13 protein-coding genes and 2 pseudogenes are annotated in these 16,686 nt (G+C 59.1%); 4 read left to right on the forward strand and 11 right to left on the reverse strand.

Going from position 1 to position 16,686, the window contains the following annotated elements:
* Positions 1-91: 91 nt before the first annotated feature.
* Positions 92-508, reverse strand: a complete 417-nt coding sequence (locus tag DH10_RS16360) for a sensor histidine kinase (RefSeq protein ID WP_192257062.1) — start codon at positions 506-508, stop codon at positions 92-94.
* Between DH10_RS16360 and DH10_RS16365 the strand changes: the two genes are divergently transcribed.
* Positions 410-1,384 carry a 2-dehydropantoate 2-reductase gene (locus DH10_RS16365; protein ID WP_192257088.1) on the forward strand — a complete coding sequence of 325 codons (975 nt, stop codon included), beginning with the start codon at positions 410-412 and terminating at the stop codon, positions 1,382-1,384. The genes DH10_RS16360 and DH10_RS16365 overlap by 99 nt on opposite strands.
* 117 nt (positions 1,385-1,501) lie before the next feature.
* Here the strand turns inward: DH10_RS16365 and DH10_RS16370 are convergent, their stop codons facing one another.
* The 4 genes from DH10_RS16370 to DH10_RS16385 are packed head-to-tail and all read right to left on the reverse strand — an operon-like array spanning position 1,502 to position 6,858.
* Positions 1,502-2,308, reverse strand: a complete 807-nt coding sequence (locus DH10_RS16370) for a crotonase/enoyl-CoA hydratase family protein (protein WP_210325357.1) — start codon at positions 2,306-2,308, stop codon at positions 1,502-1,504.
* 43 nt (positions 2,309-2,351) lie between these two features.
* Positions 2,352-4,103, reverse strand: coding sequence for an acyl-CoA dehydrogenase family protein (locus DH10_RS16375; protein WP_192384998.1), 1,752 nt, complete (start codon positions 4,101-4,103; stop codon positions 2,352-2,354).
* Positions 4,100-5,725 carry an acyl-CoA synthetase gene (locus DH10_RS16380; protein ID WP_192384999.1) on the reverse strand — a complete coding sequence of 542 codons (1,626 nt, stop codon included), beginning with the start codon at positions 5,723-5,725 and terminating at the stop codon, positions 4,100-4,102. Before DH10_RS16380 ends, DH10_RS16375 begins: the two co-directional genes overlap by 4 nt.
* A 29-nt stretch (positions 5,726-5,754) precedes the next feature.
* Positions 5,755-6,858, reverse strand: a complete 1,104-nt coding sequence (locus DH10_RS16385; RefSeq protein ID WP_192257065.1) for a glycine cleavage T C-terminal barrel domain-containing protein — start codon at positions 6,856-6,858, stop codon at positions 5,755-5,757.
* 114 nt (positions 6,859-6,972) lie between these two features.
* Here DH10_RS16385 and DH10_RS16390 point away from each other — a divergent pair, with 114 nt between their 5' ends.
* From DH10_RS16390 to DH10_RS16400, 3 genes are all read left to right on the forward strand, one after another.
* On the forward strand, positions 6,973-7,884 hold the full coding sequence (locus DH10_RS16390) for a LysR substrate-binding domain-containing protein (RefSeq protein WP_192257066.1): 912 nt from the start codon (positions 6,973-6,975) through the stop codon (positions 7,882-7,884).
* 245 nt (positions 7,885-8,129) lie between these two features.
* Complete coding sequence (locus DH10_RS16395) at positions 8,130-9,557, forward strand: amidase (protein ID WP_192385000.1); 1,428 nt, start codon at positions 8,130-8,132, stop codon at positions 9,555-9,557.
* A gap of 95 nt (positions 9,558-9,652) precedes the next feature.
* A complete protein-coding gene (locus DH10_RS16400) occupies positions 9,653-10,552 on the forward strand; it encodes a helix-turn-helix domain-containing protein (protein WP_192257068.1) in 900 nt (299 codons plus the stop codon).
* Between the two features lie 114 nt (positions 10,553-10,666).
* On the opposite strand, the pseudogene DH10_RS16405 reads toward DH10_RS16400, so the two are convergent.
* The 6 genes and pseudogenes from DH10_RS16405 to DH10_RS16430 all read right to left on the reverse strand — a co-directional run.
* Positions 10,667-12,101 (reverse strand): annotated as a pseudogene (locus DH10_RS16405) (aldehyde dehydrogenase family protein).
* A gap of 40 nt (positions 12,102-12,141) precedes the next feature.
* Entirely contained in the window at positions 12,142-13,056 is a 915-nt protein-coding gene (locus DH10_RS16410) for a histone deacetylase family protein (RefSeq protein ID WP_312891341.1), read from the reverse strand.
* Positions 13,057-13,236: 180 nt separating this feature from the next.
* Positions 13,237-14,043 (reverse strand): ABC transporter permease, encoded by an 807-nt coding sequence (locus DH10_RS16415; RefSeq protein ID WP_192257070.1) that lies wholly within the window; start codon positions 14,041-14,043, stop codon positions 13,237-13,239.
* A complete protein-coding gene (locus DH10_RS16420) occupies positions 14,036-14,947 on the reverse strand; it encodes an ABC transporter permease (protein ID WP_192385001.1) in 912 nt (303 codons plus the stop codon). Before DH10_RS16420 ends, DH10_RS16415 begins: the two co-directional genes overlap by 8 nt.
* 11 nt (positions 14,948-14,958) lie before the next feature.
* A pseudogene (locus DH10_RS16425) lies at positions 14,959-16,071 on the reverse strand (ABC transporter ATP-binding protein).
* Between the two features lie 102 nt (positions 16,072-16,173).
* A partial coding sequence (locus DH10_RS16430) for an extracellular solute-binding protein (protein WP_192385002.1) occupies positions 16,174-16,686 on the reverse strand: 513 nt, incomplete at its 5' end.

A 16,686-nucleotide genomic window follows, 5' to 3' on the forward strand; every position in this document is an offset into this window, starting at 1 on the left:
CGCCCTGCGAGTCGATGAAGCCGTTTCCTGCGTCCTAAATATATCCCGCCGAAAATCCGCGCAGCAGGAAGCGAACTCATCGGCATTCAGATCACTGGAGAGCCGCAGGCAATCGCAAGATCACAGTTGTGCCTGACCCGAGTGCGCTGTTGATTTCGACACTTCCGTCGTGCTGCTCGGCGAAATGCTTCACCATCGGCAAGCCGATACCGCCCAGCCCTGGGCACTTGGTGGTGAAGAAAGGATCGAAGGCGCGGGCCATGGTTTCCTGGGTCATGCCGATACCCTGGTCTGCGACGCGGACCTCGACAAGGGCGGTGCGGCCGTGACCCGCCATTGCGGCGTCTATCGAGATCGAGCCGCCGTCAGGCATTGCATCGCGCGCGTTGAACACGAGATTGAGGATCGCATTCTGCAGGCCCAGGCGATCGCATTTTGCGGTTATCTCGCCGCCAAGCTGGCGATCGCCGGCCGCGCCGAGCTGTCGATCGTCGCGCGCGGCGCGCATCTCGAAGCGATCCAGGCAAACGGCCTGCGCCTGATCGAGGACGGCCAGGAATCGGTGGCGCCCGTCCGGGCCGCCGCGAAGGCCGAGGAACTCGGCGTGCAGGACATTGTCGTGCTGGCGCTGAAGGCCCATTCGCTGACCCCGGCGCTCGACCAGATCGAACCGCTGCTGGGACCGGACACCGCGGTCGTCACCATGCAGAACGGCGTGCCCTGGTGGTACTTTCACGGACTGAGCGGACCGCTCGAAGGCGCCAGGCTCGACAGTGTCGACCCGGGCGGCGCGATCTGGCAGCGGATCGGGCCGCAGCGCGTCATCGGCTCGGTGGTCTATCCCGCCGTCGAGGTCGACGCACCGGGCCTCATCCGCCATGTCGAGGGCAGACGCTTCTCGCTCGGTGAACCTTCCGGCGAGAAGAGCGAGCGCGTCACGCGGCTCGCCGAGGAAATGGTCAAGGCCGGCCTGCAGGCGCCGGTGCGCGACGACATCCGCAGCGAAATCTGGGTGAAGCTGTGGGGCAACCTGTCCTTCAACCCGATTTCGGCGCTGACCGGCTCGACGCTTGCCGCAATCGTCGCCGACGACGGCACCCGCGCGCTCGCCCGCACCATGATGCTGGAAGCGCAGGCGATCGGCGAAAGCCTGGGCGTGCGCTTTCCCATCGCGGTCGACCGCCGCATCAAGGGCGCCGGCGACGTCGGCGAGCACAAGACCTCGATGCTGCAGGACCTGGAGCGCGGCCGGACGATGGAAATCGACGCGCTGGTCAGCGCCGTGCAGGAACTCGGCCGCCTGACGGACCGGCCGACACCGGCGATCGACGCGGTGTCGGCGCTGGTGAAGCGGCTGGCGGTGGAGCGCGGGTGTTACTCCTGAAACGGCACCCGCCGTCTCATCAACCCGAACGGCGCATTCCTTCTATTGCACAGGGGTGCCCGCCTTAGTGACCAAGCCCCGCCTGAAGGCAATTCAGTTACAAACCAATCCCGGATCTCAATAGTTGGCCCGCACACGTGCCGCGCTTTTGTCGGCGAAGGCGGCGAGTCGAGACCGCGCCTCGGGCTGGGTGTTCACCACACCCGCAACGACAGCCTCGGCATAAGCGGCATCCAGAGCAGACATATTTTGCATGTGGCTCACAGCGGAGCAAATTGCGAAGTTAGACAGCGGCAGGTTCTGCGCCGCCTTGTGAGCGAGCTCCAGGGCCTTCTCGAAGCTTGAGCCTTCGACAATGTACTGCGCGAGCCCCAGATCGACCGCTTCTTGCCCCTGATACACCCGGCCCGTCAGCATCATGTCGATCATGCGCGACTTGCCCACCAGATCGGTGACGCGGATAGTGGCGCCGCCGCCGGTGAAAAGTCCGCGTTGGCCTTCAGGCAGCGCAAAATAAGTCGTCTTGTCCATCACCCGGATATGGGCCGCGCTGGCCAGTTCCAGCCCACCGCCCACAACCGCGCCGTTCAGGGCCGCGATAATCGGCACGCCGCCATATTCCATCTTGTTGAAGGCCTCGTGCCAGCGCAGGCAAATATGCATGAAATCCGCTGGGCTGCGGTCAGCTTGATGATGTTCAATCAAGTCAAGTCCGGCGCAGAAATGGTCCCCCGACCCGGCCAACACGATCGCGCGCACGCCCGCGCGAGGAGCGGTGGAAAAAAAGTCGACCAGTTCTTCGATCGTATTTGCATCCAGCGCATTGCGTTTGGTGGGACGGTTCAGGGTTACGACCCAAACCCCCTCGTCATGAGCCTCGACGGCAAGGTTCTCGTATCGGGTCATGTCGATTTGGATGGCCATGTTGCGGTCCTGTTCGCGAGGTGAAGATGGGTGATGGTTCGACTCAGAATCCGATGTCCAACAGGCTTGCGGCGCCGTCCATGACGCGGGCTCGCTGAAGGTCGGCCTCATTGAGAATGTGTTGCGCGTAGAACCGGGCCGTGGCGATTTTGCCCGCCATGAACTCGGGATCTCCACCGTCCTTCAGTCCCGCTTCGGCGACAAGGACCGAGCGTGCCAGTTGCCAGCCCGCGACAAGATTGCCAGCCAGCATCAGGTAGGGCACGGCGCCTGCATAAGCGGCGTTTAGATCCGTTGGCCTGACAGCAACCAGATGGGCCACGACGGACTCGAATGCTTCGCGCGCGCAAGATAGCTGCGCTGCGATCTCTTGCGCCGCGGGCGAGCCTTGCCGAAGGGCATTTTCTGTTTGAGCTATCATTGCAGCGATACGTCTCGCCGTTGTTCCACCGTCTCGAAGCGTCTTGCGGCCTAGCAGATCATTGGCCTGGATGGCTGTTGTGCCCTCGTAGATCGGCAAGATTCGTGCGTCGCGGTAGTGCTGGGCAACGCCGGTTTCTTCGATAAACCCCATGCCACCATAAATCTGCACCCCGGTTGAAGCTGTCTGTAGGCTCATCTCCGTGCAGAAGCCCTTGACCAGCGGCACAAGAAATTCTGCTATCGCCAAGGCCTCCGCTCTCAGTTCCGGCGTCGCCGCTAACTGTGCACGGTCCTGCCATCCGGCGGCCGAGGCGGCAAGGGCCCGGCACGCTTCGGTCGTGGCCCGCATATGCGCCAGCATGCGGCGGACATCCGGGTGACGGATAATGGGAACTGGCTCGAATGCGCTACCATCGACTGGGCGGCCCTGGATACGGGTCTTTGCATAGGCCAGAGCCATCTGATAGACACGCTCGCCTATCGCAACCCCTTGAACGCCTACGGCGAAGCGGGCCGCGTTCATCATCGCGAACATGATTTCCAGCCCGGCGTTTTCGCGGCCAATCAGAAAGCCGGTGGCGCCTTCGAATTCGAGCATGCACGTCGGGCTCGCCCTGACGCCGAGCTTGTGTTCGATGCTTTGACAGCGGAGTGAATTTTGCGCGCCGGGTTCGCCACTTTCGCCCACCAGCAGTTTCGGCACCAGAAACAGGCTGATGCCCTTGACGCCGTCGGGCGCGCCAGGCGTTCGAGCAAGGACGAGGTGGATGATATTCTCGGCCAGATCATGCTCGCCATAGGTGGTGAAGATTTTTGTTCCGGAGATCTGATAGGTGCCATTCGCCTGGCGTTCGGCCCTTGTCCGTATCAGGGCCAGATCGCTGCCCGCCTGCGGCTCGGTCAGATTCATCGTGCCGGTCCATCTGCCGGAAACCAGCTTGTGCAGATAGGTCTGTTGGATTTCAGGCGACCCGAAACGGAGAAGCGCCTCGATCGCGCCATCGGTCAACAGGGGGCATAGCGCGAAACTCATATTGGCCGCGTTGATGATTTCGGTAGCGGCAGCGGCGACAGAGCGGGGCATATCATGCCCGCCGAATTCCGACGGGTGACGCAGCCCTTGCCAGCCCATGTCCACAAACTTGGCATAGGCCTCACGGAAGCCGGGCGGCGTTTGGACACGACCTCTGTCATAATGCGAGCCGATGCGGTCGCCCACTGCATTGAGCGGCTCGATTTCCTCAGCACAAAAGCGGCCGAACTCTTCGAGGACGGCTGAGGCCGTCTCGAGATCATTCACCGCATCGCCCGACCATGGCGCGATGTGGGCGATATTGAACATCAGGTCCTTGACCGGTGCTTGAAATGTCATGCCTGAGGCCCCAGGTCACGGGCTGCCGCCCGCAGAATGAACTTCTGAATCTTGCCTGTCGCGGTTTTTGGCAAAGGGCCGAACACCACGGTTTTCGGTGCTTTGAAATGCGCGATATGGGCACGACAAAAGGCAATGATTTCCGCCTCGGTCACGCTCGCGCCCTCGCGTAGTTCAACAAAGGCGCATGGGCTTTCGCCCCATTTCGGATGCGGACGGGCCACCACAGCCGCAAGGATGATCGCGGGATGTCGGTATAGAACGGACTCGACCTCGACCGACGAGATGTTTTCCCCACCAGAGATGATCACATCCTTCAGCCGGTCCCGGATTTGAATATAACCGTCTGGATGCACCACCGCGGCATCGCCGGACCAGAACCAGCCAGACTCGAAGGCCGCCGCGGTGGCGGTCGCGTCCTTGTAATAACCCTTCATCACCGTATTGCCGCGAATGGCGATCTCACCCTGCGTCAGCCCATCGCGCGGCACATCCGCGCCCGTTTCTCTGTCGACCACGCGGATGTCTTCGACCATCGGGAAGGCGACGCCCTGCATCGCCTGTTTTTCAGCTCTTGCAGAAACAGACAGGGCTTCCCATTCGTCCCGCCAAAGGCATTGGGAAATATGACCGTAGGTTTCGGTCAGTCCGTACACCTGCATCACATCCAGACCCATTTGTGCGGCCTTTTCCAGAACTGCGGGCGGAGGCGGTGCACCCGCGGTCATGACCCTGATCTGGGGATTGAAGGGCTGCGCGGAAGCATCTCGGCTGTCGCACAGCATCTGCAGCACGATGGGGGCAGCTCCCACATGGGTGACTCGGTGCGCCGCCATGGCTTCCAGCAATTTGCCAGGCGAGGCATCGCGGGTAAAAACCATGTTGGCTCCGACGATCGCCATCGACCAAGGATGCGTCCAGCCGTTGCAGTGAAACATGGGCACGACTGACAGGTAGGTCGGGTGCTGCGGCAAGGCCCATGCGGCAATCGTCCCCATCGCCATCAGATAGGCGCCGCGGTGATGATAAATCACGCCCTTCGGCCGCCCCGAAGTGCCCGAAGTATAGTTCAGCGCCAGCGCCTGCCACTCATCCTTGGGCAGCTCCCATACCATGGGAGGATGAGCCGCCAGATCGTCATAGCTGCTTTTGCCAAGCCCGGCAGAAGCCTGCGCCTGCGCATCGACGATATCAACCACAGGGAGCGTGTTGCCATTCAATCGAAAGGCTTCACGCAGCAGGGGCGCGAAGGCTGTATCGGCAATCACCAGCGTCGAGTCCGAATGCGCCAGGATATAGGCGACGGTTTCCGGCTCCAGGCGGGTGTTGATCGTGTTCAAAACAGCCCCCAACAAGGGTACGGCATAGTGCAGTTCGAAGAGTTCAGGAATGTTTGGCGACAGCACCGAAAGCGTGTCCCCCGGCCCCACGCCCAAAGCCGCCAGCCCCGCCGCGACCGAACGGCAGCGAGCGCCAGTCTGTGCCCATGTGCGCCTTATGTCGCCATAAGTCACCGCAGTGCGCCCGGAGTAGACCAACTCGGCCCTTTTCAGGAATGACAGTGGAGACAGGGCCACGTAATTGGCGTCATCGCGGCGGGCGGCGTCGTAGTGCTGTCTCATGCTCTGATCCTATGGCCAAGGTCCCGGCGTTACAGAAAAGGCAACACTACGAGGTTGGCAGAAACCGGCCCCTGATCGCGCATCACCTGCACTGTTTCGCCTGCAGGCACGCCTGCGTCGATCAGCGCATAGCCGATGTTGGCTTTCAGACGCGGCGACCAGACGCAATTGGTCATCATGCCGATGCGCTGGCCATTGCGGATGATGTCTTGGCGGCGGAAGCCCAGGGGAGCAGGGGCATCGCCCTTAAGCACAATACCGAGCTGATGGCGTTTCACACCCTCCGCCTTGATCCGGCGCAGCGCCTGGATGCCCACGACGTCATCGCCGACATCAAGATCAACGTACTTGCCCAGACGCACCTCGAACGGATTGGTCGCCTCGTCGGTATCACCACCGACCGACACAAGCCCGCTTTCGGTGCGTTCCGCCGTGGCAGGAGCGCCTGGGCCGATGCCCCAGGGCTGGCCCGCCTCCTTGAAGATATTCCAAAGCTGAGTTCCCCGAGTCCCGTCTTTCAGATAGATCTCGAACCCACCTTGCTTGGACCAGCCAGACCGCTGAACGGCCACCGGAATGCCTTCAATTTCGGTTTCCTTGAACCAGAAATACTTCAGCTGTCGAACCCAATCGCCCAATACATGGGCCACGACATCCTCGGCTTTCGGCCCTTGCAGCGCCATCGGGGAGACGTCAGGCTCGCTGACCTCGACGGTCAGGCCACGTTCGGCAGCAATGGCGCTGGCCCAAAACCAGATGTCGCTATCGGCAATCGATAGCCAATAAAGGTCATCCGCCAGCTTCAGCAGAATCGGATCATTGATGATCGTGCCTCTATGGTTGCATAGCGGCACATATTTGCCCTGACCGACTTTGCAGTTGGACAGATCGCGCGGTGACAGGATCTGCGCCAGGCGGCCCGCATCCGGCCCTTTCAGTTGCACCTGGCGTTCCACGCCGACATCCCATTGAGAGACGCCGTTGATCAGTCGCCAGTATTCAGCCTCGGGATCACCATAAGACGTGGGCATGATCATCCGGTTATAGATGCTGGCCGCGGTCATACCTTCGGCGACGGCCGAGGCGTAAAACGGTGACGGCCGCAATCGCGCCGTTGGGAAAACTGAAAACATCGGCCCCTCCCCCTATGGTCGACAACCAATGATCCGGCTGGCGGGGTTTCGTCAAAGGACGTATTAGGGGGGCATGCCTATACAAAAAGTTATGGCTGTGTTTTGGAGCGCGCTATGAACCGTTACCTCCCGCCTCTGACATGGCTACGCGCATTCGAGGCTTCGGCCCGTACGCTCAGTTTCACCCATGCCGCCTCCGAATTGCACATCACGCAAGCCGCGGTGTCCAAACATGTGAAGTCGTTGGAGCACCATCTGCACCATGTGCTGTTCATCCGCCGCCCGCGCGGCCTGGAGCTCACCAAATCTGGCGCCGCCTATCTGCCCAAGGTGCAGGATGCGATGGAACGGCTGGCTATCGGTACGCGTGAGGTGTTTGGCCAGCGCCGGACCAGCTCGCTGACTGTGCGATGCGCCATTTCCTTCGCCGTCAATTGGCTGGCTCAGCGCTTGCCCGAATATCTCGAACGTTATCCGGGCAAGAACATCCGCTTGCTGTCGAGCGTCTGGAATGACGCCTTTGACGCGCAGGACTTCGATCTCGACATCCAATACGGCACCGGACACTGGCCTGGGTTCAACAGCCATCGCCTAACTTGGGAAACCATCACGCCCCTTTGCGCACCCGACTTGCCTAGCCGCAATCCTCTGAACAGTCCGCAGGACCTGCGTCATCATCGCCTGTTGCACGTGCTGGGCTATCATGAAGGCTGGGGCATCTGGCTAAAGGCGGCTGGAGCCCAGCAAGTCGATGCCGGTTCAGGGTTGCATCTCGACTCGTCCTTGACGGCGTTTGAGTTGGCGGCGGACTGTGCAGGCGTAGCACTGGGCCGCAGTTCCCTCGCCGGACATGCCCTGGCCTCCGGCCGATTGATAGCGCCGTTTCCTCTCGCGGTGCCTATCGATGAAGCGTTTCATCTGATCCAACCAGCAGGCAGCAGCCGCCATCCAGATGCCCCGTTGTTTGTCGAATGGCTGCTGTCCGCCGTACAGAAGTCGGAAAACGCCAACAAGCACGCAAGCTGAACGTCCATGAGGCAGCGCTCGCAGCGATGACCATCAGCTTCAGCAGCCGCATCAGGTGGTGGCCCCCCGCCAACGGCGAGGCCATCCGACGCGATGGACTCCGAAACGATACAAAATGCCCAATAAGTGGGCACTGACCCGAAACGGGAAGGATAGAGGTCAACGATCCGATGATAATACCATCGCAGGTCAGCCTGCCCAACGCAGTCGGCAGCTGACTAGCGGTTATTCATCGGAGCACAAGCTTGAGCGATTTGGAACTCTGCTATTTATCCGCCACTGAAGCGCTCGCGGCCTTTCGAAAGAAAAGCTTGTCACCCGTCGAGCTTCTCAACGCGCAGTTGGAGCGCATCGCGGCAGTCGGCTCCGACATCAACGCATTTTCATTTCTGTATGCCGACGATGCGATCGCCGCGGCAAAAGAGGCTGAACGCCGATACAGCAGCGGTACGAACGTACGGCCACTTGAGGGCATTCCCGTGGCCATCAAGGACGAGAGCTTGATTGCAGGCAAGATCACGACATTCGGTTCGCTGATCTTTCAAAATGAGGTCGCCTCGGTGACATCGCCGGTGAACGAGCATCTGATCGATGCCGGGGCGGTGGTCATGGGCCGAACCACAACGCCTGAATTTTCTTGCGCCGGCTTCACCCATTCGCGCCTGTGGGGCGTCACACGCAATCCGTGGAACCGCGAATTCACCACCGGCGGTTCTTCCGGCGGTTCCGCAGCGGCGCTGGCCGCCGGATTCACGACGCTCGCCTCCGGTTCAGACATCGGCGGGTCCATTCGCATTCCCGCGTCAGCGTGCGGATTGGTCGGCTACAAGCCGCCATATGGGCGAAATGCCGATCTCGCCCCCTTTAGCTTCGATTTCTACAACCACCCCGGCCCGCTTGCTCGTAGCGTTGGCGACTGCATCCTGATGCAAAACATCATGAGTGGTCCCCACCCTCTCGACGTAGCCTCGCTTCGGCCGAAAATCGAAGTAGAGCCCAAACCCGCAGACATGAAATCGAAGAGAATCGCCTACTCCATCGATCTCGGTTTCAAACAAGTCAGCGAGGATGTGCGGAACAACACCGTCGAAGCGATCAACCGTTTTAGAGAAATGGGCGCGGAGGTGATCGAGGTCGATCTCGGCTGGACCGCGCGCGCCGAGGACGCTGCGCGCGATTATCTTGCGTCAATCTTTGGGACATGGGTAGCGCAATACCTTGACACGCATGGCGACGATTTATGCGGCTATACGCGCACCTTCGCCGAAAGTGCTCGTGCGAAGGGAATGAGCGAGTACCTCGGATCGCTTGAGGTGGCCGGCGAAATGTATCAGACGTTCGGCCCGATGATGGAGACGTTTGACGCCTTCATTTGCCCATCGCTGGCAATACCCGCCGTCAGTGCGGACTTTGATCCGGCAAATGGACTTCAGATCAACGGGCAGGATGTCGAGCCGATGTTGGGCTGGTTGATGACTCACCCTTTCAACACGCTCAGCCGCTGTCCGGTCGTCAACATGCCTTCCGGGCTCGCTCCAAATGGAGTGCCCACTGGAATTCAGATAGTCGGCAAGACATATTGCGATCAGGAGGTATTGAGTATCGCCCTTGCCTATGAGGCTGAAATCGGAGCGTGGTACGGTAGCGACGAGCGACGTCCCGCGCTAGGATAGCCGCACAGGCGAACGAGTGATGTCTTGTCCTGAAATTTCTTCAACCGAGGGTTCGGCGCTAAATTCTTCAGAGTAGTGCAGGAGGTGCGCGCGGCGTGTATCTTGAGACCACCTTCCATGACGCAACGGAGCAGGAAGCGTCCTTGCCAGGTTGGCGGCAGGAATACCGACAGGTCTCGACCGGCGGCTATGACGGTCGAACCATGGCTATCCTGCTCCCAGGCGTGGAGATTTTGCGCGAGACCATCAGTGTCGGCACGGAACAAATGTTCTCGGCGCCTGAAGGTAGCATGATCTTCTATTACTACCCTAAGCGCGATCGAAGCGAATTGGTCCGCGGCGAAAAAGCGCCCGGCGTCTCAGGTTTCGCCTTAAACTGGACCAATCGCATCGGGTTCATGGACGCCGATAGCGACCTGCTGATGCTCGTCCTGAGGCGTGATGCTGTTGCGGACGAGGACCGCAGCAGAATAGCGGAGCTTGTCGAACCGCCGCTAGAAAATGCGGCTTTTCTTGCAGACTGGCTGTTGTCGTTGCTCGGTGGCGCTCGCCAACAATCGCATCCCTGCGCGTGGGGAGACTTCGATGACGTGCTCGCGGACGTCATTACAGATCGTTTCGAGCTGCTTTTCCAGAAAAGCCTTGTTCGCCAAACGCCGCACATAGCGCAGACAGAAAAAATCTATAGAAAGATCCGCGATCGAATTTTCGATGCGCCTGATATGCCCCATTCGGTGAAGTCGCTGTCGCGAGATCTTGGTATATCGGCCTTTAACCTCAGGGCATCCTGCCAAAGTTTCACGCAGATCCCTCTCGACAGAATCCTGATGATGCTTCGCCTCAACGGCGCCCGCCGCGACTTGCTGCACGCTCGTTGTTCGCCGCGGAAAGTATCTGACATAGCAATGGATTGGGGCTTCTTTCACTGGAGCCGCTTTGCGCTGCGCTACAAGTCGCTTTTCGGCGAAACACCCTCTCAAACCCTGAAGGGTTAGCATCCCCAAGGGGCGTCCCGCATCGTCACCGCACTTGCTCCATATCCTCAGCGTTCACTGGCTTCAGACGTCCTTTCGCGACGGTTTTGAGCTGTCGCCGAGGGGGGACGACGGTCACGCCCCCCAACCTACAATCCCCTTGACCTCCATAAAGTCGCGTATTCCCCAGTGGCTGTATTCGCGGCCATTCCCGGACTGTTTATAACCGCCGAACGGTGCATGCGTATCCCACGGCGCATAGTTGACGTAGACTGAGCCGGCTTGCAGTTTGCGTGCGACCGCTCTTGCTCTTTCCAGGTTGCCGCTTTGCACGTAGGCGGCCAGACCGTAGATCGAGTCGTTCGCGATCCGTATCGCGTCCGCCTCGGTATCGTAGGGAATAATCGACAGGACCGGACCAAAAATTTCCTCGCGGGCAATCGTCATCTCAGGCGTAACGCCACCGAAGATCGTTGGCTTGACGTAGAAGCCAACATCGAGACCCTCAGGTTTGCCTGGTCCGCCTGCAACCAGGGTGGCGCCTTCTTCGATGCCAAGACCAATCATCCGCTGGATCTTGTCGAATTGCTGCTGGCTGATCACTGGCCCCATATCGGTATCTTCACGTGAAGGATCTCCGACGCGGGTGGCGGCGGCGACCCGCCTCGCGATGTCGAGCGCCTCGGCATGGCGATCGGCCGGGACCAAAAGGCGCGTTGGCGCGTCGCAAGATTGGCCCGAATTGCTGAAACACGCCTCGACACCCTTGACGACCGCATTCTCCAGGTCAGCGTCGGCCAGCACGATATTGGCCGATTTTCCGCCTAACTCCTGAGCCACGCGCTTGACAGTTTCAGCGGCAGTTTTGGCGACCATGATGCCCGCGCGAGTGGATCCTGTGAAGGACACCATATCGACGCGAGGATGACCTGCTAGATACTGTCCGACCTCAGGTCCTGTCCCATTGATGAGGTTGAAGACACCCTTGGGTATTCCGGCTTTCTCAAGCACTTCCGCGAAGATGATCGCACTGAGGGGCGCCAACTCGGACGGCTTCAGCACGACTGTACAGCCCGCCGCAAGAGCCGGCGCGACTTTGCAGACGATTTGGTTCAGTGGCCAATTCCACGGCGTGATGAGCGCGCAAACGCCGATAGGCTCCCAGGTGATCAGCGAGCTTGCGTAGTGCTCGTCGAAGCTGAATGCTTCAAGAGCCGCGATTGTCGACTCCAAATGAATCTGTCCCGCCCAGGCTTGGGCCGCGCGGGAAAATGTCAACGGTGCACCGAGTTCCGTGCTGACGGCCCGCGCGATATCGTCATAGCGATCATTGTAGCATCGTAGGACATTGCGCAGGAGTTCCAGCCTCTCGTTCTTGCTTGTTTGTGAGAAAGCCGGGAAGGCCGCGAAAGCGGCTTTTACGGCCAAGTCGGCATCTTCGATAGTGCCGATCGCAATCTGCATGAACGGATGTTCGGGTCGCGGGATTGATCACGTCCATTCGGCCAGCCCCGCCCGGCATCACCCATCGTCCGTCGATATAGAATTTCGATGCGTTGTCGGACTGCATGCTTGCTCCAGTAAGATTGTTGTTCGTTCTTGCCAGTGGCTCAACGGCGGATGGCATCTTCATAGCCAGAAAGAACCCCGACAACATTGATGCCGACGTCTTCGACGGCATAGCCGCCTTCCAGAACGAACAGGGTTTTCGTCCCGAGGCCTGCCAGGTGGGCGCCGATAAGCGGAAAATGGTCGTGGGAAAGTCGGAAGCGGCTGATCGGATCGCCCTCGAAGGTGTCAACGCCATGGGAGATGACGACTACGTCAGGGCCAAACTGCCGGACGCTGCCAAGCGCGAAGTCAAGTGCGCCCTCCCATTGCGCCCAGTCGGTGCCATGCGGAAGCGGTATGTTGATGTTGAACCCCTCTCCGCTGCCGGAACCTCGTTCATCCGCGTAGCCGGCAAAAAACGGATAATCATTACGGGGATCGGCGTGAAGGCTGACAACCTGAACGTCACCGCGCGCGTAGAATATCTCTTGTGTGCCGTTGCCGTGGTGATAGTCGATGTCCAGAATTGTCACGCGCGAGGCGCCAGCGTCCAGCAGGCGCTGCGCGGCGACGGCAGCATTGTTGACGAAACAATAGCCGCCATTGAAATCGGTTCCGGCGTGGTGGCCGGGCGGACGGCAAAGGGCAAAACAAGCCTGTTCGCCCTCGATGATCAAATCTGCCGCGGTCACGGCGGTGTCATGCGAAGCCTTGACGGCTTCCCAGGTGCCTTCGACAAACCCTGTGCTGGCATCGATCGAATATTGTCCTAGTAGGGCGTCGATAGAGTCTGGCGCGACATCCTTGTACCTGCCTCTCGCCGGCCAAGCGTAGGGAAGAGCTGTACCCCTCCGTCCAGCGTCCCGCCAAAGCCGCCACGCTGACGCTATAAAGTCGAGATAGGCAGGTGAGTGAATCCGTTTGGCGGTATCCAGGGACTGCGGCCGTGGGTTAAGAACGGGCCCGAGACGCACCTCCTCGATCCGGCTTGTTATGAACGTTGCGCGCGCGATGTGTTCTCATAACCCTCGACAACAGCGCCATTGTAAAATTCGAATTGACCCTGGTGTTTCAGCTGTATCGGCGAGAAAATCGTTTTCATAGAGCATTGCCCACGTTGCGGATATCAAGACGGGATGTGAGAAATTGAGACTTCAATTGATCTTCGTTCGCTGGTTCACGACGTAGATGCAAATGACAAGCGCCACGGAGATCAGCAAGAAAACGGCCGCTATCGCATTGACCTCAGGAGTAATCGTGCGGCGCACCTGGCCAAGCATATAAGTAGGCAGGGTGTCCTGGCCGGCCGTCTTTACGAATTCGGTGATCACGACGTCATCCAGCGACGTGACAAAGGCGAGGATGAAGCCCGCCAGAATGCCTGGGAAAAGCAAAGGCATTGTGACGAAGCGAAACGCGTTCCACGGCGATGCGTACAGATCACCGGCAGCACGTTCCAGGCTTATGTCCATCGTCTGGAGGCGGGCACGGATCGGGAGATAGGCGAACGGCACGCAGAACGCCGTGTGCGCCAGGATCAAGTATCCGAGACCAGAATAGCCGGTCCAGCCACGAAATGTAGCGGTTACAATCAGCAGCGCGACGGCAGTAACGATCTCAGGCACCATCAGCGGAACAGAAATTGCACTATAGGCTAATGTCCACCCTCGAAACCTTGGGGTCCGGCTCATGGCCAATGCGGCCAGCGCCGCCAACGTTGTCGACAAGGTGGCCGATATGGCGGCAAGTTTCAGCGACAGGATAGAAGCACTGATCACTTGCTGATTGTTTGCGGCGCTTTGAAACCATCGAAGCGAAAATCCTCCCCATTTCGCAGGACTGGTCCCGGCATTGAACGCAAAAACGAGCGCGACTGCCAATGGTGCGTAGAGGAAAATGAACGTCGTGATGGCGACAGCGCCGAAGCCAGGCTGGTGGGTTACCGGGAACGCTTTAGCCATGTTCGTGTCCGTGGCTGTCGCCATGACGGATGTAGACGAGAAGCGCCACCATCACGATGCCCATCAGGGCCAGCGAAAGCGCGGAGCCGAAAGGCCAATCGCGGCCTTGGCCGAACTGAAATTCGATGTAGTTGCCAATCACAAGATTTCTGCCGCCACCGAGTAGGATGGGGGTGACATAGGTTCCGATTGCAGGGATGAACACAAGAATGGAGCCGGCGATAATGCCGGGTCTGGCAAGTGGTACGATGATTTCGCGAAGCACATTGAATGGACGAGCGTACAGGTCGGACGCCGCCTCGAGCAGGCTTCGGTCCTGCCGTTCCAGACTTGCGTAGACAGGCAAGATCATGAGAGGCAGGTAGACGTAGACCAGTCCGAGGCAAATCGCGAAATTCGTAAACAGCATTTGTATCGGTTCGGAAATCAATCCTGCCTTGGTCAGAAGTGTATTTATGATCCCTTCGTTCCGGATCAGATCCTGTATGGCGAACGTGCGGATCAGGAGATTTGTCCAGAACGGAACAGTGACGAGCAAAAGCCATACCTCCCGGTTGAGCGGATTGAGGGTCGCGATGAAGTAGGCGGTGGGAAATCCCACGAGCAGGCACAGAACCGTGGTTGCCAGCGACAAGAGAAGCGAGCGCAGCAGAATCTCGAGGTTCGTCCCTGACAGCGTCAGCGTGTCGTCGAAGACGTCTCGGTCAAAAAGGACGCGCGTCCAGGCATCGAAAGATGGGGTAAAGTTCACGCCGCCGGTCGAACCAGGGGTCAAGAATGAATAAGTCACGATAACCAGAAGGGGTGCGATCGCACCTATAATGACGACCAGAACCGCGGGACTGATCATAAGCCATCGCGTTCGGCTTGCTGATTTAGTCCGGACTGCTTCAAGACTTGCCATCTCTACGCCTCTCAACCGGGTAGGATCTGGGCTGAGTTCGATGTGAACTTCACCGAGACCTCGTCCCCGATCGCGATGGAGAGATTTTCCTCCGGCGAATTATACCTGCGGACCGTGACAACAGCCGCGCCATTGCTCAGTTCGACTGTGTACTGCGTCTCGGCACCGCAGAAACTTACCGTCTTCACGAACCCGGTAAGTTGGCCGGCCGGCTCCTGGTTCAACGGAAAAATTCGCAAATGCTCGGGCCGAACGACGATGTTCACCAGCTGACCGGGCGCAACCCTGTCCTTCGTCGGAATGGCGACGGCGCCGATCCCCCGAAGATCGATCACGGCCCCGCGATCATCCGAATTGAGCCCTCTCCCCTGCAGAAAATTCGTCTCACCGACGAAATTCGCGACGAAGTGATTTGCAGGCTTGATTTAGACTTCGTGCGGGGTTCCGACTTGCATTATTTCACCTGAAGACAGCACGGCGACGCGATCTGACATCGTCAAAGCCTCCTCCTGGTCATGCGTCACGAAAATGAAAGTGATGCCCGTCGCAGCCTGGAGCGATTTGAGCTCCATCTGCATTTCCTTGCGGAGTTTGTAGTCCAGCGCCGAAAGTGACTCGTCGAGTAGCAAAACCTTCGGCTCGGATGCGAGCGCGCGCGCCAGCGCGACCCGCTGCTGTTGGCCGCCCGATATCTGACTTGTTCGCCGATCAGACAGATTTTCCAGCCGCACGAGTTTCAACATCTCATCGACACGGGCAGCGATTTCGTGGCGGCGCCGTTTCAGCATCCGCAGCCCAAAGCCGATGTTCTGCGCAACCGTCATGTGCGGGAAAAGAGCGTAGTTCTGGAAGACGGTATTGATGGGGCGTTGGAACGGAGGTACCGAGGCAATATCCTCGCCACCGAGAAGGATGGTGCCGGCCGTCGGATATTCGAAACCGCCTATCAGGCGCAATAGAGTGGTTTTCCCGCAGCCCGACGGCCCGAGCAACGTGAAAAACTCATTGTTGAAGATGTCCAGGGTCGTGCTCTTGACCGCTGTGACGATGGCGTTTCCGGAACCGTAGGTCTTGGTCACCTGGCTCAACCGAATGGCTACGCCCGGCGTAGATTCATCTTTCATATTGTCCCCAAAATGAATCACTCAGCTGGAGTTATGCCGCCGATAGGACACGCGCTATCGTCGAACGGAGTGCAGACATCGCCAACGGACCGACATGAGCACCTACTTCTGGACGTCCTGCCAGATACGACTGTAGAGCTGCGTGATCTTCGGGTCGCAAAGCGTCAGAAGCTCACCCTTTGATTTCATATCGTCGGGAATGTTGAGCTCCGGAGCACCCTTAATATCATCGGTATAGTATTTCTCGGCGCCGATGATGGCCGCTCCATATTTGGCATAGACCGAATTCAATGCTGCGTTTTCGGGCGCCATGATGAAGTTTTGAAAGAGCTTGGCGTTCTCCAGATCTGGAGCATCCTTCAGAACCACCACATTGTCAGAGCCATAGGTGAAGCCTTCTCTAGGAAGGCCATAAGCGATGCTGTGGTTTTCAGTACGCCGCTTCAACGCGGAACCGCTCCAGTCAAGCGAAGCCGAAACATCTCCGGTGGCCATTCTCTGTATGCCGGCATAGTCAATCGACAGCCAGCTCTTCTTGGCTTCCAGAAGACGGTCGCGGACCTTGGTGAGCAAGGCCTTGTCGCTTGTGACCTTGCCCCTTTGATCTAATCCGGT

Source organism: Mesorhizobium silamurunense (assembly GCF_014843825.1).
Taxonomy (GTDB): Bacteria; Pseudomonadota; Alphaproteobacteria; order Rhizobiales; family Rhizobiaceae; genus Mesorhizobium; species Mesorhizobium silamurunense.

Bases quoted from the DNA above. Each gene is read 5' to 3' on its own strand.
- DH10_RS16380 (WP_192384999.1), bottom strand. From the start codon at position 5,725: ATGAGACAGCACTACGACGCCGCCCGCCGCGATGACGCCAATTACGTG.
- DH10_RS16390 (WP_192257066.1), top strand. From the start codon at position 6,973: ATGAACCGTTACCTCCCGCCTCTGACATGGCTACGCGCATTCGAGGCT.
- DH10_RS16420 (WP_192385001.1), bottom strand. From the start codon at position 14,947: ATGGCAAGTCTTGAAGCAGTCCGGACTAAATCAGCAAGCCGAACGCGA.
- DH10_RS16370 (WP_210325357.1), bottom strand. From the start codon at position 2,308: ATGGCCATCCAAATCGACATGACCCGATACGAGAACCTTGCCGTCGAG.
- DH10_RS16385 (WP_192257065.1), bottom strand. From the start codon at position 6,858: ATGTTTTCAGTTTTCCCAACGGCGCGATTGCGGCCGTCACCGTTTTAC.
- DH10_RS16360 (WP_192257062.1), bottom strand. From the start codon at position 508: ATGCGCGCCGCGCGCGACGATCGACAGCTCGGCGCGGCCGGCGATCGC.
- DH10_RS16415 (WP_192257070.1), bottom strand. From the start codon at position 14,043: ATGGCTAAAGCGTTCCCGGTAACCCACCAGCCTGGCTTCGGCGCTGTC.
- DH10_RS16375 (WP_192384998.1), bottom strand. From the start codon at position 4,103: ATGACATTTCAAGCACCGGTCAAGGACCTGATGTTCAATATCGCCCAC.